Below are 24,609 nucleotides of genomic sequence, written 5' to 3'. Positions count from 1 at the left end.
GGTCAACCGTACGGGTAGGGGGCGCTACGGGTTGAGGCGGGGGCGGCGGGACTGCGACTAATGGGTGGGTGCGGGTCGCTGCCGGGCTCGCGTGCCACGGGTCGGCGGTCTGTGCCGTCCGGGCTGCTGTGCCGGTTCGACGAGAAGGACGGTGGACGCCGTATGACCGCACCCCCCACTCCCCGCGGCGCGTCGGAGGCCGCGTTACTCCGGGCAGCGCGGCCGCGTCCCCGGCCGGTCCCGGCCAACTCGCCGGCGGTGACGGGACAGGGGTCACGACCGTTCTGCGTGGTGCTGGGCAGCGACTACGCCGGGAAGTCCTCCGCGCTGGCGGAGGTCTCCCGCCTCGCGCCGGACGTCCGGATGCGGCTGCGGCTGGCGGCCGTCAGCGATGTGCGGTGCGTCATCGGCATCAACCCGGCCATGGTCGCCGCCCTCCCCTATCAACTGCGGTGGTGGTGGCCGCGGCTGGTGAAGGAGATCCGTGACGGCACCGTCGGCGGGCTGCCCCTGTCCTCCCCCAATCCCGGCCGGGCGCGGGAGCTGGAGTCCCTGGCCGAGCGGTTCGGCACCGTGCGCCCCTCCCATATCTGGCCGCGGATGCGCGCGCTGTTCTGCTGGACCACCGGTATGGCGTCGCTCTACCTGCCGCGGCTACGCGAGGAGTTCGGTCCCGGGGTCGCCACGCTCCCGGCGCCCGTCGCGGCCTCCGAGGGGCCGGTGGGGGTGGCGCTCGACCGGCACCCGTCGGCGTGCTCGCTCACCGTGGACGCCGCCGCGTACGAGTTCCTCGACGCCGAACAGGACGTGACGCCGGACGCGGCGACGCTGACGTGGCAGGAACTGGAGGCCGGCCGCGACTACCACGTCGTCTTCAGCCACGTCGGCGGCCTGTACCGGTACGCGGTGGGAGACGTGGTGCGTGTGGTGGACCGTGTGGCGGGGGTGCCGCGGGTCGAGTACGCCGGGCGCGCCACCCGCTCGGACGCCGCCGGCGAGCGGCTGCGGGAGGCGCAGGTGCTGCGGGCGCTGGCGTCGGCGTGCGGCGCGACGGGCCTTGAGGTTCGCAACGCCGCCTGCCGGGTGACCGGCGGGCGGGACGGCCCGCCGTCCTACACGTTCGCGCTCGCGGGCTACGGCGCGTGGTCGGCCGCGGAGACCGCGCGGTTCGCGCGACTGCTGGACACCGCGATCGGAAGGGAGTCGGCCGGCTACCGGGCGGCACGCGGCCGGGAGCGGCTGGGGGCGGTGTCGGTGACGCTGCTGGACGAGGAGGCGTTCCTGCGGGACTGGCACGCGGCCGTGGACGCCGGGGTACGGCCCACGCAGGTGAAGGACCGGCTGTTCAGACAGGACCCGGTCGCGTGGGAACGGCTGACCGGCGCCGCCCGGCCCGGCGCGGAGGGACGGGCATGACCGGCACCCTGGACGCGGTGGAACGGACGTCCCTGCTGACGGCCGCTCTGCGGGCCGCGGAGAGCAGCCGCGACGACCGGCTCTTCGACGATCCCTGCGCCGCGCTGCTGGCGGGCGACACGGGGTTCGCGCTTCTGGGACGGATCCGGGAGGCGACGTACCCGCCCGGCGGGGAACGCAGCGTGCCCAGCACCCCCGACTACAACGCCATCCGCACCCGCTTCCTGGACGACCACCTGCACCGGGTGGCGCGTGCGGACGGCGCCCCGCAGATCGTGCTGGCCCCGGCCGGGATGGACTCACGGGCCTACCGGCTGCGGTGGCCGGCCGGCACGCGCCTGTTCGAGCTGGACCGGCCCGCGGTGCTGGCCCACAAGCACGAGCGGCTGAAGGACGTACGGCCGCGGGCCGAGCGGCGCGCGGTGCCGGTGGACCTGACCTCGCCGGGCTGGGAGGAGGACCTCCTGGCGGCCGGGTACGACCCTCAGCGCCCGTCCGTGTGGCTGCTGGAGGGGCTGCTCCATTACGTCGCCGAGCAGGAGGTGCACCGGCTGCTGGAGCGGGTGGCGGCGCTCATGTCGCCGGGCAGCCGCATCGCCGCCGACCTCGTCAACGCCTCCGCGCTGACGCTGCCCGACGTGCGGCCGCTGCTGAAGGTGTTCGCGGACTGGGGCTGCCCGTGGGTGTTCGGCACCGATGAGCCCGAGGCGCTGTTCGACGCGCACGGCTTCACCGTGCGGGCCGTGCAGCCCGGTGAACCCGGGGCCGACTTCGGCCGATGGCCCGACGAGGTGCCCGCCCGCTCCGTGCGGGGCGTACGACGGGTGTTCTTCGTCCACGGACGGAAACGGCCCGCATGAGCGCCACGACGACCGAGCGCGGGACCGCATCGGACACCGCCGGGCCCCGGCCGGGCCGGCCGCGGGTGCTGCTGGCCCCGATCACCGTCACCCCCTCCAAGCCGCTGACCCCCAGCCACCTCAAGGGCCTGCTGTGGACGGACGTGATGTACCGGGCCACCGGCCTGCTGGCCGACGTCAGCTACCGCTACTCCCCCACCACCTACCACCTCACCGAGCAGACCCTGGGGTTCTGGGAGTACCTCGACCGCACGGTGGGCGACGCCGACTACTCGGACCTGTCGGAGGAGCAGATCGGCGGGCTGTACGTCGGCTACCGGGCAGAGCCCGAGAAGGCGGACGCGAAGGCGCTGCGGCCCTACGCCGAGGCGGTGGAGGACGCGGGATGGGTGCATCCGGCCGGTGCGCGCGTACTGCGGCTGTGGCGCGCGCACTACGCGCGCCTGGGCATGCACGACCCCGGTCTCGAGGCCCACCAGCCGCCCGCGCTGAGCACACGCCAGGCGCTCGACCGGCTGACGGAGTTGGGCTTCTGCCTCGACCTGCGCGCCTGCGGGGGTCCGGTGTACCTGGACGCCACCCGTCACGGTCTGCCGCTGCGGCAGATCGTCGACGCCGACGGGCGGCCCAACTACCTGGCCTGCATGATGCGGGAACTGCTGCCGCTCGTCCCGGACTTCGACGAGGTCGTCCTGCTGTACGACCGTGAGCTGGAGGCCGACTACCAGCTGGTCCAGCGCGTCCTGACCGCCGCCGGGACGACCGTACGGCGGGTCGTACTGGGCCGGGTACCGATCGACGGCCGCATCCGCTCCGCCCGCCACGGCGGCTGGGAGGGACACACGGTGGGCGATCTGCTGGCACGGGCGGGAGACGAAGGCAGCGAGGAGGCGGTGCTGCGCCTGGGCATGCGCCTGTACTTCATCGCGGCGCTCGGCGCGGGCCAGCAGCAGTCCTTCCGCCATGAGGTGCTGGGACAAAGCCTGGCCCGCGCCCGGCGGCTGCTGGCCGGCGACCGGCACCCCGACCCCGCGCCGACGGCCCAGGTGCTGGCCCGTCACCGCAAGGACCATCTGCACGTCAACCCCTACCGCCTGACCTCCGCCCTGCTGGCCAGGCACCGCCCCGCGCCCGCCCGCCGCCTCCTGGAAGCGGTCTACCTGTGATCATGTCCCAGCAGTTGCTGCGTGACGAGAGCGCCCGCCGCGTCCGCGAGGCGCGACCCGAACTGGCCGCCCGCGTCGATCTGTCGACCGACGACGGTCTGCTGGCCGCGCATCAGGAGATCACCGGGACCGGGCAGTGGCCCCGCATGCCCGCGGTGTGTGTGCTGCGTGCCTTCGAGCCCGCCGTCTGGCTGCGCGAGGTGTTCCTGTTCGCCCGCCGGATCGGGCCCGGCGCGGCGGCTGCCTGGCGCCAGGACTTCACCCGCACCGTCTTCCTCGCCGGCAACCCCGGCCATCTGCGCGAGCGGTTCGCCTTCGCCCATGTCGCCGACGACGGCACCGCCGCCTGGCTGGGCCCGGCGCCCGCCGGCGAGAGCACCGCCCTGCGCCGGCTGCTCAAGGTGTTTCCCGCTGACGCCGCGCTGCCCACGATGGCACCCGCGGTGATCGAACTGCCCGCGGACGGCCCGGCCGGCTGCCGCGCCCCCGTCCAGCGCGAACTGCATCTGGCCACCGCCGGACTGACGGTCGGAGCGAGCCTCGTCCATCTGCACCATCTGGTGTGCGAGGCCGTCCTCGACGGTCTCCTGGAACCGGGCGACCGGCTGGCCCTGCGGCCGGTGCCCCGTCTCGTGGGCGTCCGCGGTCCCTTCGCGGCGCTGCGCGTCGGCCCGTCCGACCGGCAGCCGTACCGGCTGCGCGCCCACGCCGCCCTCGGCGCGGGCTCGGTGCCGTGAGGCCCCATCCGTTCGTCGAACGCCGGTCACCGAACACCGGTCCGGCTCGGTCTCGCGGCAGGCTCAGCCGGACGGCGGCGCCCAAGCGGCTGCCGCCTCCTGGGCGGTGGGGTGGGTGGCGAAGACCTGCTCCAGACCGACCATGCGGAACATCCGCAGAACACGGTCGGGAACCGCGGCCAGGGCGATGCCCCCACCGGCCCCGAGGGCGCGGTTGCGGGCGGCGATCAGGACCGTGATGCCGCTGGAGTCGCAGAACGTGAGACCGCTCAGGTCGACGATCAGCTGCTGGCCCCCGCGCAGGTCCAGACGCTCCAGGCAGTCCCGGACCTGTGGGGCGGTGGCGTGGTCGAGGTCGCCGGCCAGCTCGAGGACGGGCCCGGCGGGGGTGCTGCGCGTGGTCAGGGTCAGAGGATTCACTGCTGCTCTTCACTGGGAGGTCGGGGCACGTTGATGGCGAGGACCGCGGTGTCGTCGTCCACGCCGGTGCCGAGGGTGTCGAGCAGGTCGCTCAGGGCCTGGACGGTGTCCGACGCGGTGGTCGGGGACAGCCGCCGCGCGAAGTCCATGAGCGCTTCGTCGCCGTAGCGTCCGCCGGACTGGTCGGTGTGGGCCTCGGTGAGTCCGTCGGTGTAGAGCAGCAGGGTGTCGCCGGGGTCCAGGCGGACGGTGGTCGTGGCGATATGGGCGTCCGGCAGGACACCGACGAGCTGGCCGCCGGGGGTGTGCAGATAGTCGGCGCTTCCGTCGGCGCGCATCAGGAGGGCCGGGGGGTGGCCGCCGCTGGCCAGGGTGATCCGGAAGGCGCCCTCGGCCCCGACGGGAGTGAGCAGTCCGAAGATCACGGTGCAGAACCGCGGGTCCGTGCCGTGGTACTCGTGGTTGAGGACGGTGTTCAGGTTGCCCAGGACGACGGCGGGATCGGGGTCGTAGACGGCGGCGGCGCGCAGCGTGTAGCGGGCCAGTGAGGTGACCGCGGCCGCGGCGGCGCCCTTGCCGCACACGTCGCCGAGGAACAGGCCCCAGGTGCCGTGGGCGAGGGGGAACAGGTCGTAGAAGTCGCCGCCGACCTCGTCGAGGGAGGCGACGTGGTAGTGGGCGGCGACGTCCAGGCCGGGTACGTCGTCCAGGACGGGGGGCAGCAGGGTCCGCTGCAGGGTGGTGGCCAGGATCTTGAGCCGGTCGCGTTCGCGGTCGGCCTCCTGCCGGGCGCGCAGCAGCTCCACCTCGTAGGCGCGCCGGTCGCGGGCGTCGACGACCGTCGTGCGGATGAGCAGCGGCCGTCCGTCCTCTCCGGTCTTGACCGCGGAGGTCACCAGGACCGGCAGCCGGGAACCGTCGGCGGCCTTCAGCTCCAGTGCGATGCCTCTGACCTCGCCCTGCATGGCCAGCAGCGGCGCGAAGTGGGTCTCGTGGTAGAGCTTGCCGCCGACCGTGAGCAGGTCGGAGAAGCGCATGCGCCCGACCAGCTCGTCGCGCCGGTACCCGAGCCAGTCCAGCAGCGTCTTGTTGACCTTGGCGATCCGCCCGTCCAGCAGCGTGGACAGATATCCGCAGGGCGCGTGCTCGTACAGGTCCTCGGCGCTGTCCTCCAGCAGGGAGGACCACGGCTCCGACTCGTCACCGGAGTCGTCTTCCGGGCCTGTCCCGCGGTCATGGCCGCCGTTGGGCTGGAACGTCACCGGGTGACCTTCGCGGCGAAGGAGGCGATCGTCGCGGCGGTCGCCTCCGGCGCGCTGAGCTGCGGGCAGTGTCCGGTGGCGGTGAGGGTGACCAGCTCGCTGCCCTCGATCCGGGCGTGGACGAACGCGCCGACCTCCGGTGGGGCGATGGCGTCGTTCGAGCACTGCGCGATCAGCGTGGGAACCGTGACCGCGGCGAGGTCGCCGCGGTTGTCGGACAGGAACGTGGCCCGGGCGAAGACACGGGCGATCTTCGGGTCGGTGCGGCAGAAGCTGTTGGTCAGCTCCTGCCCCAGCTCCGGCCGCTCGGAGTTGCCCATGATGACCGGGGCCATCGTCGCCGACCAGCCCATGTAGTTCGACTCCAGGGACTCCAGCATTTCGTCGATGTCCTCGGCGCTGAATCCGCCCCGGTAGCCGGTGGCCGGGTCGTCGATGTAGCACGGTGAAGGGGTCAGCAGCATGAGTCCGGCGAAGAACCCGGGCTCCCGCGCGGCGGCCAGCACCCCGATCGACGCGCTCACCGAATGCCCGACGAAGACCACCGGGCCCGCGTCCAGCTCGCGGCAGATGTCGAGCACGTCCTCCGTGTAGCCGTCGAGTCCGGCGTACCGCCCCTCGCTCCAGGCCGACGCGTCCGAGCGGCCCGCCCCCACGTGGTCGAAGACGACCACCCGGAAGTCGCGCTCCAGGGCCGGCACCACCAGGCGCCACATGTTCTGGTCGCACCCGAACCCGTGCGCGAGCATCACGACCGGCCCGTCCTCCCGGCCGGTCACCGTCACGTGATTTCTTGCTCGTACATCCATGCGAACCATCCTCGCACTCCTGGCCCGCGGTCTCTCGGTGTCACCCGGCGGCCGGAAATGAACGCTCCTTGCTCCGCCCCCCCTGACCGTGCCGCCGAGCGTGAGTGCGGCGGCCGCCCGGCGTGGCCGTCGCGCACCTACCCTTGCTCCGCCCTCGGGCCGGTCGTGCCGCCCGGGGCCCCTTCGGGTTTCGTGTGCAGTACCTCTCGGGCCTGGTCCGCGGCGCGGGTGATGCTCTCGGAGATGTAGTCGAGGAAACGGGCGATGTTCTCGAGGCGCGCGGCGGCCGGGGTGCCCGTTCCGAGGACACCGACGCCCTGCCGCGCGATCTCGGCCACCTGCAAGGTGCCGCGGGCGCTGGCGATCATGGACTGGTACCAGACGTCGTCGTCGACGACATAGCGCTCGCGGCGGCGTTCGTCGCGCTCCCGGCGGATGAGCCCCTGGCTGTCGAGGAACGCCACCGCTTTGGAGACGGACGCCGGGCTGACCTCGAGGCGCCGGACGAGTTCGGAGGCGGTGAGACTGCCCGAGTCACTCATGCAGAGACAGGCCAGCACCCGGGCCATCATCCTGGGCGTGCCCGACTGCATGAGGACGACGGTGAATGTCTCCTCGTACTCGCGCACGGCCTCGGGGTCCCGTCCGTGGGCCTGCGGGGGCACCTGCGGCCCCCGGGGCGTGGGCTGCCTGCGCCGGTGGGCGCGGCGCTCGGTGGCGTGGTGGGCCAGGTCGGCGCGGTAGCCGGTGGGGCCGCCGTTGCGCATCACCTCGCGAGTGACCGTCGAGGTGGGGCGGTCGAGACGTCTGGCGATCTCGGCGTAGGCGAGGCCGTCGACCAGCCCCAGCGCGATCTGCCGGCGTTCCTGCTGGGTGAGCCTGCCTCCCGGCATCGCGGTCTCCTCCGTGCTCGTCGTCTTCTCCGCTGACGCTTCAGCATAGCGTTCACTCTCGCTCCATTGCAACGAATGGCCGAGTGAGCGTTGCATTGATTTCCGGATCGTTGCAACGAAATTGCGCTTTTGAGCTGCACGTTCGTTCGTGATACGCAACGAAGCCACTGCTCAAATCATGAACGCAACGTAGCGTTTCCATTATCAGAAACGACAAAGCACAGGAGATACCGATGCCGAAGTTCCCCACCCCCGCCCCGATCGCCGCCGTCCTCGACATCCCCGCGGGACGCATCGAGTTCATCGCCGCCGACCGGACCGACACCGTGGTCGAGGTCCGGCCGCTGGATCCCTCCAAGAGCCGCGACGTGAAGGCGGCCGAGCGGACCGAGGTCGTCTACGGCGACGGCGTCCTGCGCGTCGAGGCCTCGGCGAAGAACCAGATCCTCGGCAGCTCCGGCTCCGTCGAGGTGACGGTCCAGCTGCCGACCGGCTCCCGGGTCGACGCGAAGGCGGCCGGCGCCGAGTTCCGTGGAGTCGGGAGGCTGGGCGACGTCGCCTTCGAGACCTCGCAGGGCTCGGTCAAGCTCGACGAGGCCGCGAGCGTCCGCCTCACCACCGCGGCCGGGGACGTCTCGGTCGGCCGCCTGGGCGGCGCCTCGGAGATCAGCACCCGGAAGGGGGACATCCGGATCGCCGAGGCCATCGGCGGCGCGGTCGTGCTGCGCACCGACGTCGGCGAGGTCTCGGTCGGCGCCGCCCACGGCGTCTCCGCCTCCCTGGACGCCGGCACCACCTACGGCCGGATCCGCAACGCCCTGAAGAACACCGACGGCGCCGCCGACCTGGCCATCCACGCGACCACCGCGCACGGCGACATCGTCGCCCAGAGCCTCTGAGGAGCAACGCCATGACCCACCTGGCCATCGCGGCGAACGGGCTGCGCAAGTCCTACGGCGACAAGGTCGTCCTCGACGGGATCGACCTGGCCGTCCCCGAAGGAACGGTCTTCGCTCTGCTCGGCCCGAACGGCGCCGGCAAGACCACCGTCGTGAAGATCCTCTCCACTCTCGTCTCCGCCGGTGCCGGCAGCGGCGGCATCCACGTCGACGGCCACGACCTGGCCGCCGACCCGCAGGCGGTGCGCGCCGCGATCGGTGTCACCGGGCAGTTCTCCGCCGTCGACGGCCTCATCACCGGCGAGGAGAACATGCTCCTGATGGCGGACCTGCACCACCTCCCGCGGGCCGAGGGACGGCGCACCGCGGCCCGGTTACTGGAGCGCTTCGATCTGGTGGAGGCGGCCGGGAAGCCCGCCTCCACCTATTCCGGCGGCATGAGACGCCGCCTGGACATCGCCATGACACTGGTCGGTGATCCACGGATCATCTTCCTGGACGAGCCGACCACCGGCCTGGACCCGCGGTCGCGCCACACCATGTGGGGCATCATCCGTGAGCTCGTCTCCGACGGGGTGACCGTCTTCCTCACCACCCAGTACCTGGACGAGGCGGACGAACTCGCCGACCGCATCGCCGTGCTCGACGGCGGCGGAATCGCCGCGGAGGGCACCGCCGAGACGCTGAAGCGGCTCGTCCCGGGCGGCCATGTGCGGCTGCGGTTCTCCGACCCGGACGCCTACCGGTCCGCCGCGCTCGGCCTGCCGGACGCCGCCCGGGACGACGAGGCCCTGTCGCTGCGGGTTCCCAGCGACGGCAGCCAGCGCGCGCTGCGCTCCGTGCTGGACCGGCTGGACTCGGCCGCCGTCGAGGCGGACGAGCTGACCGTGCACACTCCCGACCTCGACGACGTGTTCTTCGCCCTGACCGGTGGCGACGTGACGAACCAGCCCAAGGAGACGGTCCGATGAGTTCCTTCTCCCTCGCCGTGCGCGACTCGTCCACGATGCTGCGGCGCAACCTCCTGCACGCGCGGCGCTACCCCTCCCTCACCCTGAACCTGCTGCTCACCCCGGTCATGCTCCTGCTGCTGTTCGTCTATGTCTTCGGTGACGTGATGAGCTCCGGCATCGGCGGTGGCGGCGCGGACCGCTCGGAGTACATCGCGTACATCGTGCCGGGCATCCTGCTGATGACCATCGGCGGCACCGTGGTCGGGACAGCGGTGTCCGTCTCCAACGACATGACCGAGGGCATCATCGCCCGTTTCCGCACGATGGCGATCCACCGCGGGTCGGTGCTCGTCGGGCACGTCGTCGGCAGCGTGCTGCAGTCGGGCGTGAGCGTGGTCCTCGTGGGCGCCGTGGGTGTGGCCATCGGCTTCCGGTCCATCGACGCCACGGTCCTGGAGTGGCTGGCGGCGTTCGGGCTGCTCGTACTGTTCGCCACGGCGCTGACGTGGATCGCGGTCGGCATGGGGTTGATCAGCCCCAACGCCGAGGCCGCGAGCAACAACGCGCTGCCGATGATCCTGCTGCCGCTCCTGTCCAGCGCCTTCGTCCCGGTCGACGCGATGCCCGGCTGGTTTCGGCCGTTCGCCGAGTACCAGCCGTTCACTCCCGCCATCGAGACCCTGCGCGGCCTGCTGCTCGGGACCGGGATCGGCGCCGACGGATGGCTCGCGGCCGGCTGGTGCGTGGGGCTCACGGTGCTCGGCTACTTCTGGTCGACGTCGAAGTTCGGCGGCGACCCGCGCTGACGTGCTCCGCGGCGTCCCCGGCCCGGCGGCCGGGGACGCCGGCGCGCGCGTACGGGTCCCGGGGTGCGCCGGTGACCGGCCCGCGCCCGGTTCAGTCCGTGCGCGTGGTGGAGCGGACCGCGTCGGCGAGCGCCCGGCCCACGGCCCGGGAGCCGTTCGCGTTGGGGTGCAGTGGAGCGGCGGCGTGCATGGGGACCAGTCCCTCGGTGTAGCGGTCGGCGGGCGCGGCGCACGCGTCGTGGCCGACGCTGAGGCGATAGGCGTCCACGAAGGTGGCGTCGTGGTCCCCGGCCGTCCTCTTCAGTGTGGTGCTGAGGTGGTTGATCGCGCCCTGGAGGTAGTCGGCGTCGACGTCCCAGACGGGCTGCCTCGGGTAACAGCCGCCGGGACGGAAGTAGTCGCCGTAGCCGACGACGAACACCGTCGCGTGCGGGGCCCGCTGGTGGATCCGGTCCAGGACGTCCGCGAACTTCGGTGCCCACGCGTCGACGGCGGCCTTCACCGTGTCCACGCCGCCCCGGGTGTGCGTGGCCGCGCAGCTGACACCGGCGGGTTTGGGCAGCAGGTTGACGCAGTCGAGCGCCAGGGTCATCAGGCCGACGTCGTTGGCGCCGATGGTGATGCTGACGACGTCCGTGTCCTCGTCGAGGGCGTCGTACTGGGGGGCGGTGCCCGGGTGCTGCGGCGTGCTGAGGTCGTCGGCCGTGGCCGCCGAGCAGCTGACGTCGGTCAGTCCGGCGCCGAGCGCCTGGGCCGCGATGTGCGGGTAGTCGGCGAGGGAGCGCAGGCACAGCGGGTCCGAGGTGTCGGCCGGCGGCACCAGCGGGGCGGAGGCGAACGAGTCCCCCAGGGCCACGTAGGTGAGGGGCTCGGCGGTCTCGGCGGCGGCGGACGGCAGGGCGGCGGGCAGGGCCAGGGCTGCCACGGTCACGGCAGCCGTGAGCGCGGTACGCGGACGGGAGATCACGGACGGCTCCTCGGACGGTCGGTGGTGCACGCGGTCGACAGGATCAGCATGTACCGCCCGGACGATCACGGTGCCGGCCAACGCGCGGATGGCCCCTGAAAGTGCGTGCGCCGCCCACGGCCACGCGTTCACCCTTCCGGCTGATGCCGTACCTCAGGCGGGGCGCCCTGACGCAGCAGGAGCAGTTCCTCGTTCATCTCGGTGAGGAAGCGGACGACGACCGCCAGTTCCTCGGGGGTGAAGCGGCCGCGTGCGCGGTCGGTGCTGCGGGCCAGCGGCCGGAAGTACTCCCTGGCGAGGCTTCTGGCCGCCTGGGCGTAGTGCAGATGGACCACGCGGCGGTCGTCGGCCGCGCGAACGCGTCTGATGTGCCCCGCCTGTTCGAGCCGGTCGAGGCAGGCGGTCACCGCGCCGGAGGTGAGGTTGAGCTGTTTGCGCAGCCGGCCCGGCGTCATCGGCTCGCCCGCCGGGTCCGTGTCGGCGTCCAGGACGGCGATCAGCGCTTGCATGTCGGTGAGGTGCAGGCCCTGCGCCTGGGCGAACTCGTAGGCGATGCGGTTGAACTCGGCGTTCATCCGGCGCAGCAGGGCAGCGAAGGACTGCAGCCCTGTGGGGTCGTCGCCGGGTGGGGGTGGTGTGGGAGTGCCGGAACCGCTCATGCTCGGAGTATAAGATCACTCAATCATTGAGATTCTTGATTGATGATTCATCTTGTCTGCGTCTGGGGATGCCTGTGAGAACTGCGCCACGCCGGGTCCGGTGGATCCTTCCCCTCGTCCTGCTGTTCGTCTGGCTGGGAGTGGGCGGCACTCTCGGTCCCTACGCGGGCAAGCTGGGCGAGGTGGCCACCAACGATCAGGCGGCCTTCCTGCCGCGCAGCGCCGAGTCCACCCGGGTGCTGCGGGCGCGCGAGGCGTTCGACCAGTCCGAGACGCTGCCCGCCATCGTGGTCTGGACCGCGGACGGCGGGCACGTCACCCGGGATCAGCGCACCGCCGCCACCCGCGCCCTCGGAGGGCTCCATGAGAAACCCGGAGTCGCCGGCCGCTCCTCGCCCGCCCTGGTCTCCGACGACGAGGAGGCCATGCAGGCGGTCGTCCCGCTGGAGCCCGACCTGGGCAAGGAACTGCCCACGGTCCTCGACGAGGTGCGCGAGGCGGCACAGGGCGTGCCCGGCACCACGGTGCGCGTCGCCGGTCCGGCGGCGAGCCAGGCCGACCTGTCGGACGCGTTCTCGGGCATCGACGGACTGCTGCTGGCCGTGGCACTCGGGGCGGTCCTGCTGATCCTGCTCCTCGTCTACCGCAGCCTGCTGCTGCCGTTCGTGATCATCCTCGGCGCCGTGTTCGCCCTGGGACTCGCCTGCGCCATCGTCTACGTACTGGCCGACCACGACCTGGTCCGGGTGGACGGACAGGTGCAGGGCATCCTCTCCATCCTCGTGATCGGCGCCGCCACCGACTACGCGCTGCTGCTCTCCGCCCGCTTCCGCGAGGAACTGGCCGTACGCGAGGACTCCGCCGCCGCCGCGGCGGCGGCTCTGCGCCGCTCCTTCGGCGCGATCACGGCGAGCGCGGCCACCGTGGCGCTCGGCCTCCTCGCCCTGCTCGCGAGCGACCTGACCAACAACCGTGCCCTCGGCCCGGTCGGCGCCATCGGCATCGGGTGCGCCATGCTCTGCGCCCTCACCTTCCTGCCCGCCGTCCTGGCGCTGCTGGGCCGGACCGCCTACTGGCCCTCCCGGCCGAAGGCGTCGGACGCGTCGGCGGAGGGCCACGGCGTCTGGCGCCGGGTCGCCGCGCGAGTGGACCGGCGGCCGCGCCGTACGTGGGTGGTCACCGCGCTGGGCCTCGCCGCCTTCGCGGCCCTCTCCCCCGCGCTGTCCGCCAAGGGCGTGCCGCTGGACGAACTCTTCGTGAACGACGCGCCCTCCGTCGCCGCCCAGAGGACGCTCGGCGAGCACTTCCCCGGCGGCTCGGGCAACCCCGCCGTCGTCATCACCGACGCCGGCCGCGCCCGGCAGGTGCTGGACGCGGCGAGGAGGACCGAGGGCGTGGCCGACGCCGCCACGGTCTCCGCGTCGGGAAGGCCGGGGACCGGTGAGCCGCTCGTCGTCGACGGCCGCGTCCGGATCGACGCGACCCTGAGCGCGGCCTCCGACAGCGACGCCGCCAAGGAGACCGTCCGGCGCCTGCGCGACGCGGTGCACGCGGTGCCCGGCGCCGACGCGCTGGTGGGCGGCTACACCGCGCAGCAGTACGACACCCAGCGGACCGCCGTCCGGGACCGTACCGTCATCGTGCCGATCGTGCTCGGCATCATCCTGCTGATCCTCGTCCTCCTGCTGCGCTCGCTGCTGATTCCCGTGCTCCTGGTGGCGACCGTCGCCCTCAACTTCCTCGCCACGCTCGGGGTGTCGGTGCTCGTCTTCGACCACCTCCTCGGCTTCAGCGGTACGGACGCGTCGGTGCCGCTCTACGGGTTCGTGTTCCTCGTGGCCCTCGGCGTCGACTACAACATCTTCCTGATGTCCCGGGTACGGGAGGAGGCGCTCGTACACGGAAGCCGGCAGGGCGTACTGCGCGGGCTGACCACGACGGGCGGTGTCATCACCTCGGCCGGTGTGGTGCTGGCCGCGACGTTCGCGGCCCTGATGGTGATCCCGCTGGCGTTCATGGTGCAGATCGCGTTCATCGTGGCCTTCGGCGTCCTGCTCGACACGGTCGTGGTCCGCTCGCTGCTCGTCCCCGCACTGGTGATCGACCTCGGCCCGCGGGCGTGGTGGCCCGGCGCTCTCGCCCGGGGCACGGCGGAGCCGGACCTCAGAGGGCCACTGAAGGACGGCTGAGAGGCCGCTGAGGGGCCGCGGCTGTCTCCGGCGCGTCCGTGGCCGTCGTCGGGTCCGGCGGCGATGATCGGACTCCCGCATCAGCGCACGAGGAGAGGCGTCATGACCGCAGCGATCGTCCTGTTCACCTCGGATCTGCGGCTGCACGACCATCCGCCGCTGAGCGCCGCGCTCAGGGCGGCCGACGAGGTCGTGCCGCTGTTCGTACGGGACCCCGGTGTCCACGCCGCCGGTTTCGACGCGCCCAACCGCCGCGCCTTCCTCGCCGACTGCCTCGCGGACCTCGACGCCTCGCTGCGCCGGCGCGGCGGCCGGCTCGTCGTGCGCACGGGGCCGGTCGTGCGGGAGCTCCGCGCCGTCGCCGGGGAGTGCGGGGCCACCGAGGTGCACATGGCCGCCGGTGGAACCGGCTTCGCCCACCGCCGCGAGGAGCGGCTGCGCGAGGAGCTCGGCCGGCTCGGCGTGGGGCTGCGGGTGCACGACGGCGTGGTGACCGCCGTCGCCCCGGGCACCGTGACACCGGCCGGGTCCGACCACTACGCCGTGTTCACCCCCTACTTCCGCGGCTGGTCGCGGCAGCGGCTGCGGGACACCTGCCCCGCTCCCCGCGCGGTGCGGGTCCCCGGCACCGTGCGCGGCGAACCGCTGCCGACGCGCGAGGAGTTGACCGGGCTCTCGCCGGGGCTCCCGGCCGGTGGGGAGACGGCGGGGCGCGAGCGTTTCTCCCGGTGGGCCCGCACCGGACTGCCCCGGTACGAGGACCGGCACGACGACATGGCGGGCGACGCGACCTCAAGGCTCTCGCCCCACCTCCACTTCGGCACCCTCTCGCCCGTGGAACTCGTCCGGCGGGCCCGCGAGCAGGGCGGCCCCGGCGCCGAGGCGTTCGTGCGCCAGCTGTGCTGGCGGGACTTCCACCACCAGGTGCTGGCGGCACGGCCCGAGGCGTCCTTCCAGGACTACCGCACCCGTCACGACCACTGGCGGGACGAGAAGGAGGCGGCCGCGGACATCGCGGCGTGGCAAGCGGGCCGTACCGGCTATCCGGTCGTCGACGCCGCCATGCGCCAGCTGCGCCACGAGGGCTGGATGCACAACCGGGCACGCCTGCTGACGGCGAGCTTCCTGACGAAGACGCTGTACGTGGACTGGCGCATCGGCGCCCGGCACTTCCTGAGCCTGCTCGTCGACGGCGACATCGTCAACAACCAGCTCAACTGGCAGTGGGCCGCCGGGACGGGCACCGACACCCGCCCCCACCGCGTCCTCAACCCCGTGCTCCAGGGCAGGCGCTACGACCCCGACGGCGCCTACGTACGCCGGTGGGTGCCCGAACTGCGCGACGTGGACGACCGGTTCGTCCACGAGCCCTGGCGTCTCCCGGCGGACCGGCGCGCCCTCCTCGACTACCCGGAACCGCTCATCAGCCTGGCCGACGGACTGGCACGCTTCAAGCACGCCCGCGGACGCGACTGAGGAGCGGCACGTCCCGCCCCGCCATGAGCGCGGCGACCGGGCGCGTCGACCGGAGCGCTCCGGGATGCGCTCCGGGATGCGCTCCGGAATGGGACGTGCGCCATCCGTCCTGACTCGTTCGAGTGATCTTGCGCCGCCCGCCGCGCTCTCCCGCCTGGCCCGAGGGAAGACGTGAGGCCGTAATCGCAGGTCACCGTCTCAGGAGGTCTTATGCGCACGCGCATCGCACTCGCCACGGCTCTGGCCGCCGCCGCCCTTCTCGGCAGCGCCGGCACCGCACTCGCCGACCCGCCCGCGAACCCGATGGACCTGATGAAGCCCGCCCTCGCCGCCCCCGCCCAGGGCGTAGGCCTCGCGGGCGGTCTCATGACGCAGGCCGCGCACCCGATGGAGATGGTGGCCCCGCTGCTGGCGCCCTCGCAGAGCTGACCCGCTCACCCTCCTGCGGGGAGAAGTGCTTGATCCGCCCGTCCGGTGCGGTGCCCTGCGCGGCACGGTCACCGGGCGGGCCTCCGTGGCTTCCGGCCCGGTCGGCGGTGCCCGCCTCCGGTGAGTCGCGGTGGGATGGAACCGCCTCCGGTGAGTCCCGGTGGGTGGCGGGTGACGGTGCCCATCGCCACCGGGCGCCTCATGGGGAGGGGCCGGGAGCTTCCCGGCACGGGCGTGGAAGAAAATCCGGGAAACGTGCCGACGGGATGTCAAGACGACGGCGGCGGCTCCGACCAACCGGTCGAAGGGCCCCGCAGGGGCTCGCGGACCATGAGGAGTACGGGACGAACGCGTCGCGCCCAACCCGATGGTCACCCTCAACCGGGCGATCGCGCTCGCGGAGACCGAGGGCCCGAGGGCGGGGCTGGCCCTGCTGTCCACCCTGGACGGCGACGAGCGGATGACACGGCATCACCGGCTGCTGTCCGTGCGGGCGCATCTGCTGGAGAGGTCCGGCGACATGGCCGGGGCGTACGAGAACTACCGGAGCGCCGCGAAGTCCACGGCGAGCATCGCCGAGCGCCGCTACCTGGAGTCCCGGGCCGGCCGGGTGGCGCGGCTCGCACCCGAGGTGTCCCGGTCACGGCGCTGAGACCCGGTCGACGGCCCGCGAGGACGCGCACCGCCTCCTGTCGCCTCATCGAGGGACCGTGGCGGCGGGCGGCGTCCACCGGCGGGTGGGAGGCACCGCGGAGGAGACGCCGTACTCCTTCCTGAGCTGTTCCGGGATGGCGTAGTGCATGACACGTCCGCGGGTGAGGGAGGACAGTTCGAGGACGGTGGTGAGGTGGCCGAGGCGGTCCAGGGCCCAGGCGCCGAGGGGTGAACGGTCCTCGATGGTCTCCAGTACGCCGAGGAGGTGGGGCGCGGCCTTGACGACGGTGTCCCACGGAGTGCGGTTCACCTGGAGCCAGTCGGCGCAGGTGTCGCCGACGAGGTGGCGGATGAGAGCGGAGACGACGGGGTCGAAGAAGGTGCCGGGTACGACCTCCTCGTAGAGGTCGATCAGCTGCCGGGTCAGGTGGGTGCCCTCCTCGGAGGGGCCCATGTGCCGGACCATGTAGAGGTCGAGGAACCGGCGGGCTTCGTCGAGAGTTGCGGGGACGGCGTCCTGGTCGACTCCGAGCATGGCGCCGACGACGCGCCAGGCGTAGTAGTAGGCGTCCGCCCCTTCCGTCGACATGTGGATACCGAGGCGGTGCAGGCTGTCCAGCACGAGCAGGGAGAAGAACATCTGCCCGCCGATCATGTCCTCCTGGCAGATCGGCGTTCCGTGCGCTTGCGTGTCCCAGCGGTTCTCGCGCGTCAGGTGATGGCGCACGGCGGCGTGCAGGAGGCGGACCTTCTGGGCGGCGGGGACGAAGCGGCTGCCCGCCTCGAAGGCGTCCGGCCGCATCAGGTGGACGGTGAACTGGCCGGTCTCCGCCATCCGTTTGGAGGGGTAGTTCAGCCCGTGGGTGGTGGACAGGAGCTTCGCCACGTGCGGGACGAGGTAGCAGGCGGGCATGGAGGCGAAGGAGAGCGCGGTCGAGATGTGCACGTTGTTGTCGATGAAGAACAGCCGGGCCTTCTCCATCTCGCCCCAGTCCACCCATGCCGGCGGAACGCTGGTGGCCCGGAGGTATGCGCGGGCGACGTCGGGCAGACCCTCCGGCAGCGGAGATCCCGCGGTGGAGACGTAGCGCATCAGGGTGTTGAACGTGCCCACCTCGCCGCGCTCGAAGAGGGTGGCGACGGTGGCGTCGGCGAGTTCGTCACCGGTCTGTCGCAGGGCGTCCATCGATGCCTCGGTGTACGTCATGGCGGGCTCCTTCGTCTGTGCCGGGCGGGGTGGTCCGCGGAGGGTGGGAGGGTCGGCGGGCGGGAGCGCCGGCGGCCGGGGACGGCGGGGAGTGCGGCCCCCGGTGCGGGTCACGAGAGGCGGACCGCCGCCGAACGCGCCAGCACGGTCAGCGCCTCGGCGGCGTGAGGAGGCACGTCCAGCTCGTGGAGTGCGCCGAGGGCCTCCTCGACCCGTGCGGTGATCATGGCCTCGATGCGGTCGGGGGTCTTCAGCCGGGACATCACCTCGCGCACCGCGCGCAGCCCGTCTCCGTCCGGGTCCCGTCGCCCCAGCAGGGCGCGCAACCGCTTCCGGTCGCCCTCCCCGGCGAGGCGCCACGTCTCGGCGAGCAGGGCCGTGGGGCGTTGGCCGCGTACGTCGTCGGCGTTGGCCTTGCCGGTGCGGTCCGGGTCGCCGAACAGCCCCAGCAGATCGTCCCGGAGCTGGAACGCCTCGCCGAGCGGCAGGCCGTAGGCGGAGTAACCCTCGCGCAGGCGCTCACCCGCCCCGGCCAGGGCGCCGCCGATCAGCAGCGGATGCTCGACGGTGTACTTGGCGGTCTTGTACCGGATCACCTTCAGCGACGCGGCGGTGTCCGGGTCGGCCCCGGTGCGCAGGATCTCCAGGCACTCGCCCGCGACGAGCTCCCGGGCCAGCACCGACCACAGTGGCCGGGCCCGCGCGAGGAACGCGGCCGGCAGGCCGCTGGTGGCGAACAGCTGCCCGGCCAGCCCCATCAGCAGGTCGCCCACCAGCATCGCGAGCGACCTGGCGGCGGTGACGGCACGCGGACGACCGCGTACGGCGCCGCGGAGGGCAACATGGGCGGTGGGCCTGCCGCGCCGCAGGGAGCTGTCGTCGATGAGGTCGTCGTGCACGACCGCGGCGGCGTGCACCAGTTCCATGGACGCGGCGGCCCGCACCAGCGCGTCGCCGTCCGGCTGGCCCACGGCGCGCCAGCCCCAGTAGCAGAACGCCGCCCGCAGCCGTTTGCCGTCCGCGACCGCGGCCTCCAGCCGCGTCGCCACCGGGGCCAGCGCCGGATCGATCGCCGCCAACTGGTCGGCCTCCTCGGCCACGAACCGGTGGAGCACCCCGTCGACGCGTGCCCTGAACGCGGCCGGATCCCACCCGTCAGACATCATCGGCGGCCCGCCGAGCCAGCGCGTGCCGGGCGAGGATCTCCAGGTGGGCCGGGGGCACGGAGGCGTACCGGTCCAGCACCAGACGTCCGCGCGCCGTCAGGTCACGCTGGGCCTCGGCCGCCAGCACCGCGGTGTCCGAGCGCCGCAGCAGCCCCCGTACCGTCCCCAGCGCCGTACCCAGCGTGCTCACCGCCAGGTCGGCCAGTCCGGCCGCGAGCAGCACCGCCTGCCCTTCCGGTCCCTCGCGTCGCCCCGCCCCTCGGGTCATCCCCACGCCCCCCACCCACCGCACATCCGGCCGGCGCCGGTCCACGCCGTCCCTCCCAGCTTGGCGGCGCGCCGGGGACCGGAGCGGAGGAATTCACGACCGAGTGACCTGTCGGCCACCCGTACGAAGCTCGTCCGGGTCGTGTCGATCACGCTCCGGCGGCGTTACGGACACGACTCGGCCGTCCCCCGGCCGCCGTCCGCAGCGGAGGTGATCATGACGGTGCGCACAAGTGCCCCGAAGAGGAGACGAGAGTGTTCGGCAAGTCAGCCCGTACGGTCCGGAATCTGGAAGCGACGGGTGTCGGACTGCCCCCGGACCACGCGGTCGTGATCGACGCCCCGGACCCGCGCACCGCCGACGTCCTCGCCGCCGCCCGGCGCGGCGTCCACGCCCCTGCCCGGGCACTGCTCGCCGCCACCCGCGCCGATGCGGACTGGACCCTGCGGCACGCCGCCGCCGAGAGCCTCGCCGACCTCGCGCTGGACGACTCCGCGTGGCTCGACGCCTGGCGAGCGCAGACGCCACAGGATCCGGACCTCCTCGCCGTCGAGGCGTTCCGGCGCGTCGGCGAGGCGTGGCGGGTGCGGACCGGCGCCCGGGCGAAGGACGTGGCGCCGGATCAGTTCCGGGCGTTCTTCGCGCTGCTGGACGACGCGGTGCCGGTCATCGAGGCAGCCGTCGCGGCCTCTCCCGGCGACCCGGTGCCCCACTCCGCGGCGCTCGTCCACTGCATGGGCGCCCAGGCGCCGCGCGACGTCTTCGACGCCTGCCTGGCGCGCGCGCTGGCCTGCGCGCCGCACCACCTGCCGACCCACCTGAACGCCGTGCAGTTCCTCGCCGCCAAGTGGCACGGAAGCCACGAGGAGATGCTCGGCCACGCCGCCCGCGCCGCCGCCGACGCGCCGCCGGACTCACCGGTGCGCGGCCTGGAGGTCGTGGCCATGACGGAGGTAGACCTGGACGTGGACAGCGGTCGCGCCACCGGCGTCCCTCTCGACGCCGAACGGATCGACGGCATCATCGCAGCGGCGTCGGCCTACTGCTCGTCCCGGCCGCCCGAGGACACCGAGGCCCGACTGGTCCGCAATCACCTGGTGTGGGCGCTGAACCGGCAGCGGCGGTGGGCCGGATCGCTGGACACGTACCGTTCCATCGGCCGCTACGCCACCTCCTCGCCCTGGCAGTACGCGGGCGAGCCGCTGAAGGCCTTCCTGCACTTCCGTGACGCCGCCAGGGTGCGGCTGGCGGAGTCCGTACCGCGGGGAGGCACCGTTCCCGCCCCCGCCGTCCCGCTGCCGGAATCGGCGTCCGGCGCGCCCCGGGAGATCGCGTACGTGCCCGCCGCACCGGCGCGCACGGCGCAGGAACTGCTGCTGTGCGGTGCGACCGTCCGCCTCGCGCCCGCCGGGCGGTGGACGCTGCTGGAGCCGGCGCCGTCGCTGGAGACGCCGGGCAAGCGGGGACGCCGCGCCACACTGCTGCGGCTCGACGGTGCCACGGCGATCGCGGAAGCCGCCTTCTCCTCCGCCGGGCTGCCCGTGCTCGTCGCCCGCCTCGACGGAGCCGACGCCGCCGCACTGACCCTCGTGCAGGAGGGCGCCGCCACGGCGGGGCACCGCTGGGCGGGGCCCGGACAGGTGCCGTCGGCGCAGACCGCGCGGGCGCACGCCGACCTGTTCGTCACGGCGGCCGGCGCCGGCGACGCGGGTGCGGTGGCGCGGCTGCTCCGGGACCCGGGAGACCCGGCGGAACTGCTGGTCCGCACCCTCGACGCGCTGGGTCTCCCGCCGCTTCCGGTCGGCTTCGGGGAGCGCGAGGAGGTCCTCTCCACCCACCCGGCCGCCACCGTCCACCGCGCCCGGTCGCTGTGGCAGGGGATGAAGGACTTCATGAGCGACGACAACGACCCGAACCCGAACCTGGACCTCGGCACCCGCTGACCGGTGATTCTCGGGCTCGCGGTGCTCCGCGGCGGGCCCCGTGTCCCCACGCGTCGACGCGTGAGGGTGTCCCTGCCCGGAGGCACGAGGGACCGGACGCATGAGACGCCGGAGAGGAGCAGGGAGGAGAAATGAGTAACAATCACTCCCTGCCACTTTCAACCTATAGCGCACAAGGGGGCTTGCGGCAAGGCCCCTCCCCTGGGTCAGAATCGCGGGCCGAGGTCAGGACCTGCGGAAATGGGAGACTCACAAGGTGCGTGTGCTGTTGTTCGTCAAGGAGTGCTCCGACCCGGGGCAGGTGGCCGGGCACGCACCGGGGGTGCGGGCCGCCGGACCCGAGGCGCGGGTGTGCGCGCCGCCGGCCGTCCCGGCCACCACCTCGAACCGGAGCCGCTGACATGACAACTCCCCTGACCGCCGGCGCGTTCGATCTTCCCGGCCGCCTCTCGGCCAAGGCCGACCCGCGGCTGATCGAGGCCGACGAGCGGCACTTCGCGGCCATGGCCCATACCCTCGAGCAGACGATCACCGAACTGTCCGACAGCCTCGCCACCGAGCTCAGGGCCCCCGGCGGCGTCGGCCGGGAGGCGATGGACCGGGACGCGGAGGTCCACCGGCTGACCGGGCGCCTGCGCGCACTGCGCCGCTTCGGCCTCGACCTGTGCCTCGGACACATCGTCCACGAGGACGATCCCGAGCCGGTGTACATCGGACGCCTCGGCCTCACCGACAGCACGGGGCGGCGGCTGTTGCTCGACTGGCGCTCCCCCGCGGCCGAGCCGTTCTTCGCGGCGACCCACGCCCACCCGATGGGTCTGGCGAGCCGCCGCAGATACCGCTGGACCCGCGGCCGGATCAGCGACTACTGGGACGAGGTGTTCACCGCCGACGGGCTTCAGGGGCATGCCGCACTCGACGACCAGTCCGCGTTCATCGCCAGTCTGGGCACCAACCGGTCGGCACGGATGCGTGACGTGCTCGGCACCATCCAGGCCGATCAGGACGCCGTCATCCGCGCGGGGTCCCGCGGCACTCTCGTCGTCGACGGCGGCCCGGGGACCGGCAAGACCGTCGTGGCCCTGCATCGCGCCGCCCACCTGCTCTACTCCGACCCCCGTCTCGGCCACCGTCGCGGCGGCGTCCTGTTCGTCGGTCCGCACGAGCCCTACCTGGCGTACGTCGCCGACGTGCTGCCCAGCCTCGGCGAGGAGGGCGTGCGGACCTGCACCGTGCGGGACCTCGTCGCCGAGGGTGCCGGGGCCACGGCCGAGACCGACCCGGCCGTGGCCCGCCTGAAGTCGTCCGCGGACCTGGTGAAGGCGATCGAGGCCGCCGTCAGGTTCTACGAGGAACCCCCCACCGAGGGCATGACGGTCACGACCCACTGGTCGGACATCCGGCTGACCGCCACCGACTGGGCGGTGGCGTTCGACGCGGTGGAGGCGGGAACCCCGCACAACGAGGCGCGCGAGCAGATCCGCGACGAGCTGATCACCATCCTCATGGACAGGGACGACAGCGACGCCCCGCCGGATCAGCTCCGCATGTCGCTGCTGCGGGACCGGCAGTTGATGGGGGCCCTCAACCGGGCGTGGCCGATGCTCGAAGCGGGCGACCTCGTCGGAGACCTCTGGACGGTCCCCGCCTATCTGCGCAAGTGCGCTCCCTGGCTCGGCCCCGACGACGTACGCAGGCTGCGGCGCGAGGACGCCCAGGCCTGGACGGTGTCCGACCTGCCGCTCCTGGACGCCGCCCGGCAGCGGCTCGGCGACCCCGGGGCCTCCCTGCGCAGGCGCCGCCACGAGGCCGCCGTCGCCGTCGAACGCGCGCGCAGGGCCGATGTCATCGCCGGCCTGCTGCAGGCCGACGACGACGGGGAGGGCGCGGTGACGATGCTGCACGGCAAGGACCTGCAGGACACACTGATCGACGACAGCGCACGCCCCGGCGCCGAACCGGACCTGCTCGCCGGCCCGTTCGCGCACATCGTCGTGGACGAGGCCCAGGAACTGACCGATGCCGAGTGGCAGATGCTGCTGCTCCGCTGCCCGTCGCGCAGCTTCACCGTCGTGGGTGACCGCGCGCAGGCCAGGGACGGCTTCACCGAGTCGTGGCAGGAACGGCTGAAGCGGGTCGGGCTCGACCGGATCACCGTGTCCTCCCTGAGCATCAACTACCGCACGCCGGAAGAGGTCATGGCGGAGGCCGAGCCGGCCATCCGCGCCGCGCTCCCGGACGCCAACGTGCCGACGTCCATCCGCAGCAACGGGATCCCCGTCGTCCGCGGACGCGTCGGGGACCTGGAGGCGGTCCTCGACGACTGGCTCGCCGCACACGCCGACGGGACCGCCTGCGTCATCGGCGATCCCACGTTCCGGGCCACCTCCCGTGTCCGCTCGCTGACGCCCGCACTCTCGAAGGGGCTGGAGTTCGACCTGGTCGTCCTCGTCGACCCGGACGCGTTCGGTGAGGGCGTCGAAGGAGCCGTCGACCGCTATGTGGCGATGACGCGGGCCACCCAGCGACTCGTCATCCTCACGAGCTCCTGACACCGGCCGCGCCCGGTCGCGCCCTGGACCCCGCCGACGGAGCCCGGCGGCCCCGAACGCCAGGTCCGATTGCCGCCAGCTTCCGGGAGGAGGGCCCGCGATGCTCGAGTCATGAATCGACTTGAGGGAAAAGCGGCCCTGGTGACGGGCGGGAGCCGGGGCATCGGTGCGGCGGTGGCCCTGCGGCTGGCGGAGGAAGGCGCCGATGTCGCACTGACCTACGAGAAGGACGCGGAGCGCGCCGCCGAGGTGGTGGAGCGGATCAAGGCCGGGGGGCACCGGGCGCTGGCGATGCGGGCCGACAGCGCGGTACCCGAGGCGCTCACCGCCGCGGTGGACGACGCCGCCGGGGCGTTCGGCAGGCTCGACATCCTGGTCAACAACGCCGGTGTCTTCCTCGTCGGCCCGCTGGAGGAGATGGGGCCGGCGGAGGTGGACCGCACCCTGGCGGTGAACGTACGTGCGCCGTTCGTGGCGTCGCGGGCGGCCGTGCGTCACATGGGCCGGGGAGGCCGGGTCATCAGCATCGGCAGCAACGTCGGCGACCGGGCCGTCTTCCCGGGACTCGCGCTGTACTCGATGAGCAAGACGGCTCTCGTCGGGATGACCAAGGGGCTGGCGCGGGAACTCGGCCCTCGGGGCATCACGGCCAATCTCGTCCACCCGGGCCCCACCGACACGGACACCAACCCCGCCGACGGGCCGAACGCCGAGGCGATCACCGGCTTCACCGCGCTCGGCCGCTACGCGGAGCCGGCCGAGATCGCGGCGACCGTGGCCCATCTGGCCGGTGCGGACGGCGCGTACATCACCGGCGCCGCCCTCCACGTCGACGGAGGCTTCACGGCCTGACCTCCGCGTGGCCGCGCGGACCCACC

24 protein-coding genes are annotated in these 24,609 nt (G+C 73.0%); 15 read left to right on the top strand and 9 right to left on the bottom strand.

What is annotated here, in order from left to right; genetic code table 11:
- The first annotated feature begins 291 nt into the window (after positions 1 to 291).
- From ACFY93_RS10435 to ACFY93_RS10420, 4 genes are read left to right on the top strand one after another with little or no spacing between them, the layout of a single operon-like run.
- Entirely contained in the window at positions 292 to 1,416 is a 1,125-nt protein-coding gene (locus ACFY93_RS10435; protein WP_391355806.1) for a GH3 auxin-responsive promoter family protein, read from the top strand.
- Complete coding sequence (locus ACFY93_RS10430) at positions 1,413 to 2,276, top strand: SAM-dependent methyltransferase (protein WP_391355804.1); 864 nt, start codon at positions 1,413 to 1,415, stop codon at positions 2,274 to 2,276. The genes ACFY93_RS10435 and ACFY93_RS10430 overlap by 4 nt, the downstream gene beginning before the upstream one ends.
- Positions 2,273 to 3,442 (top strand): hypothetical protein, encoded by a 1,170-nt coding sequence (locus ACFY93_RS10425; RefSeq protein ID WP_391355803.1) that lies wholly within the window; start codon positions 2,273 to 2,275, stop codon positions 3,440 to 3,442. The genes ACFY93_RS10430 and ACFY93_RS10425 overlap by 4 nt, the downstream gene beginning before the upstream one ends.
- Positions 3,443 to 3,444: 2 nt before the next feature.
- Positions 3,445 to 4,179 (top strand): DUF6182 family protein, encoded by a 735-nt coding sequence (locus ACFY93_RS10420; RefSeq protein WP_391355800.1) that lies wholly within the window; start codon positions 3,445 to 3,447, stop codon positions 4,177 to 4,179.
- Positions 4,180 to 4,242: 63 nt separating this feature from the next.
- Here the strand turns inward: ACFY93_RS10420 and ACFY93_RS10415 are convergent, their stop codons facing one another.
- The 4 genes from ACFY93_RS10415 to ACFY93_RS10400 all read right to left on the bottom strand — a co-directional run bounded on the left by ACFY93_RS10415 (position 4,243) and on the right by ACFY93_RS10400 (position 7,563).
- The gene (locus ACFY93_RS10415) at positions 4,243 to 4,599 is read right to left on the bottom strand and encodes an anti-sigma factor antagonist (protein ID WP_391355798.1); all 357 of its coding nucleotides are present in this window, start codon (positions 4,597 to 4,599) and stop codon (positions 4,243 to 4,245) included.
- Entirely contained in the window at positions 4,596 to 5,861 is a 1,266-nt protein-coding gene (locus ACFY93_RS10410) for a SpoIIE family protein phosphatase (protein WP_391355796.1), read from the bottom strand. Before ACFY93_RS10410 ends, ACFY93_RS10415 begins: the two co-directional genes overlap by 4 nt.
- Positions 5,858 to 6,670 carry an alpha/beta fold hydrolase gene (locus ACFY93_RS10405; protein WP_391355793.1) on the bottom strand — a complete coding sequence of 271 codons (813 nt, stop codon included), beginning with the start codon at positions 6,668 to 6,670 and terminating at the stop codon, positions 5,858 to 5,860. The genes ACFY93_RS10410 and ACFY93_RS10405 overlap by 4 nt, the downstream gene beginning before the upstream one ends.
- A gap of 137 nt (positions 6,671 to 6,807) precedes the next feature.
- Entirely contained in the window at positions 6,808 to 7,563 is a 756-nt protein-coding gene (locus ACFY93_RS10400; protein WP_391355791.1) for a helix-turn-helix domain-containing protein, read from the bottom strand.
- A 233-nt stretch (positions 7,564 to 7,796) separates the two neighbouring features.
- Between ACFY93_RS10400 and ACFY93_RS10395 the strand changes: the two genes are divergently transcribed.
- From ACFY93_RS10395 to ACFY93_RS10385, 3 genes are read left to right on the top strand one after another with little or no spacing between them, the layout of a single operon-like run.
- Complete coding sequence (locus ACFY93_RS10395; RefSeq protein ID WP_391355788.1) at positions 7,797 to 8,462, top strand: DUF4097 family beta strand repeat-containing protein; 666 nt, start codon at positions 7,797 to 7,799, stop codon at positions 8,460 to 8,462.
- 11 nt (positions 8,463 to 8,473) lie between these two features.
- Positions 8,474 to 9,433 carry an ATP-binding cassette domain-containing protein gene (locus ACFY93_RS10390; RefSeq protein WP_391355786.1) on the top strand — a complete coding sequence of 320 codons (960 nt, stop codon included), beginning with the start codon at positions 8,474 to 8,476 and terminating at the stop codon, positions 9,431 to 9,433.
- The gene (locus tag ACFY93_RS10385; RefSeq protein ID WP_391355784.1) at positions 9,430 to 10,221 is read left to right on the top strand and encodes an ABC transporter permease; all 792 of its coding nucleotides are present in this window, start codon (positions 9,430 to 9,432) and stop codon (positions 10,219 to 10,221) included. The genes ACFY93_RS10390 and ACFY93_RS10385 overlap by 4 nt, the downstream gene beginning before the upstream one ends.
- 91 nt (positions 10,222 to 10,312) lie before the next feature.
- Here ACFY93_RS10385 and ACFY93_RS10380 read toward each other — a convergent pair whose 3' ends face one another.
- Entirely contained in the window at positions 10,313 to 11,188 is an 876-nt protein-coding gene (locus tag ACFY93_RS10380; RefSeq protein WP_391355782.1) for a GDSL-type esterase/lipase family protein, read from the bottom strand.
- A 128-nt stretch (positions 11,189 to 11,316) separates the two neighbouring features.
- On the bottom strand, positions 11,317 to 11,847 hold the full coding sequence (locus ACFY93_RS10375) for a MarR family transcriptional regulator (protein WP_391355779.1): 531 nt from the start codon (positions 11,845 to 11,847) through the stop codon (positions 11,317 to 11,319).
- Positions 11,848 to 11,921: 74 nt separating this feature from the next.
- Between ACFY93_RS10375 and ACFY93_RS10370 the strand changes: the two genes are divergently transcribed.
- The 4 genes from ACFY93_RS10370 (at position 11,922) to ACFY93_RS10355 (ending at position 16,593) form a co-directional block, all read left to right on the top strand.
- A complete protein-coding gene (locus ACFY93_RS10370) occupies positions 11,922 to 14,036 on the top strand; it encodes an MMPL family transporter (RefSeq protein WP_391355777.1) in 2,115 nt (704 codons plus the stop codon).
- Positions 14,037 to 14,138: 102 nt separating this feature from the next.
- On the top strand, positions 14,139 to 15,512 hold the full coding sequence (locus ACFY93_RS10365; protein WP_391355775.1) for an FAD-binding domain-containing protein: 1,374 nt from the start codon (positions 14,139 to 14,141) through the stop codon (positions 15,510 to 15,512).
- Between the two features lie 210 nt (positions 15,513 to 15,722).
- Entirely contained in the window at positions 15,723 to 15,941 is a 219-nt protein-coding gene (locus ACFY93_RS10360) for a hypothetical protein (protein WP_391355773.1), read from the top strand.
- A gap of 367 nt (positions 15,942 to 16,308) precedes the next feature.
- Positions 16,309 to 16,593, top strand: coding sequence for a hypothetical protein (locus ACFY93_RS10355; protein WP_391355771.1), 285 nt, complete (start codon positions 16,309 to 16,311; stop codon positions 16,591 to 16,593).
- Positions 16,594 to 16,638: 45 nt separating this feature from the next.
- Here ACFY93_RS10355 and ACFY93_RS10350 read toward each other — a convergent pair whose 3' ends face one another.
- From ACFY93_RS10350 to ACFY93_RS10340, 3 genes are all read right to left on the bottom strand, one after another.
- Positions 16,639 to 17,802 (bottom strand): oxygenase MpaB family protein, encoded by a 1,164-nt coding sequence (locus tag ACFY93_RS10350; RefSeq protein WP_391355768.1) that lies wholly within the window; start codon positions 17,800 to 17,802, stop codon positions 16,639 to 16,641.
- Positions 17,803 to 17,912: 110 nt separating this feature from the next.
- Positions 17,913 to 18,968 (bottom strand): polyprenyl synthetase family protein, encoded by a 1,056-nt coding sequence (locus tag ACFY93_RS10345; RefSeq protein WP_391355766.1) that lies wholly within the window; start codon positions 18,966 to 18,968, stop codon positions 17,913 to 17,915.
- On the bottom strand, positions 18,958 to 19,236 hold the full coding sequence (locus ACFY93_RS10340; protein WP_391356234.1) for a polyprenyl synthetase: 279 nt from the start codon (positions 19,234 to 19,236) through the stop codon (positions 18,958 to 18,960). The genes ACFY93_RS10345 and ACFY93_RS10340 overlap by 11 nt, the downstream gene beginning before the upstream one ends.
- Before the next feature lie 254 nt (positions 19,237 to 19,490).
- On the opposite strand from ACFY93_RS10340, the gene ACFY93_RS10335 reads away from it, so the two are divergent.
- The 4 genes from ACFY93_RS10335 to ACFY93_RS10320 all read left to right on the top strand — a co-directional run bounded on the left by ACFY93_RS10335 (position 19,491) and on the right by ACFY93_RS10320 (position 24,583).
- A complete protein-coding gene (locus ACFY93_RS10335; RefSeq protein WP_391355764.1) occupies positions 19,491 to 21,179 on the top strand; it encodes a hypothetical protein in 1,689 nt (562 codons plus the stop codon).
- A 256-nt stretch (positions 21,180 to 21,435) separates the two neighbouring features.
- A complete protein-coding gene (locus ACFY93_RS10330; protein ID WP_391355762.1) occupies positions 21,436 to 21,579 on the top strand; it encodes a hypothetical protein in 144 nt (47 codons plus the stop codon).
- 1 nt (position 21,580) lies between these two features.
- Positions 21,581 to 23,731, top strand: coding sequence for an RNA polymerase recycling motor ATPase HelR (gene helR / locus ACFY93_RS10325; RefSeq protein ID WP_391355760.1), 2,151 nt, complete (start codon positions 21,581 to 21,583; stop codon positions 23,729 to 23,731).
- Between the two features lie 111 nt (positions 23,732 to 23,842).
- Entirely contained in the window at positions 23,843 to 24,583 is a 741-nt protein-coding gene (locus ACFY93_RS10320; RefSeq protein WP_391355758.1) for an SDR family oxidoreductase, read from the top strand.
- Positions 24,584 to 24,609: the final 26 nt, after the last annotated feature.

The sequence above is a fragment of the Streptomyces sp. NPDC008313 genome (assembly GCF_042956125.1).
In the GTDB taxonomy this organism is placed as follows: domain Bacteria; phylum Actinomycetota; class Actinomycetes; order Streptomycetales; family Streptomycetaceae; genus Streptomyces.
Note: the sequence above shows the minus strand (reverse complement) of the source record. Positions and strands in the feature narration are given on the sequence as shown.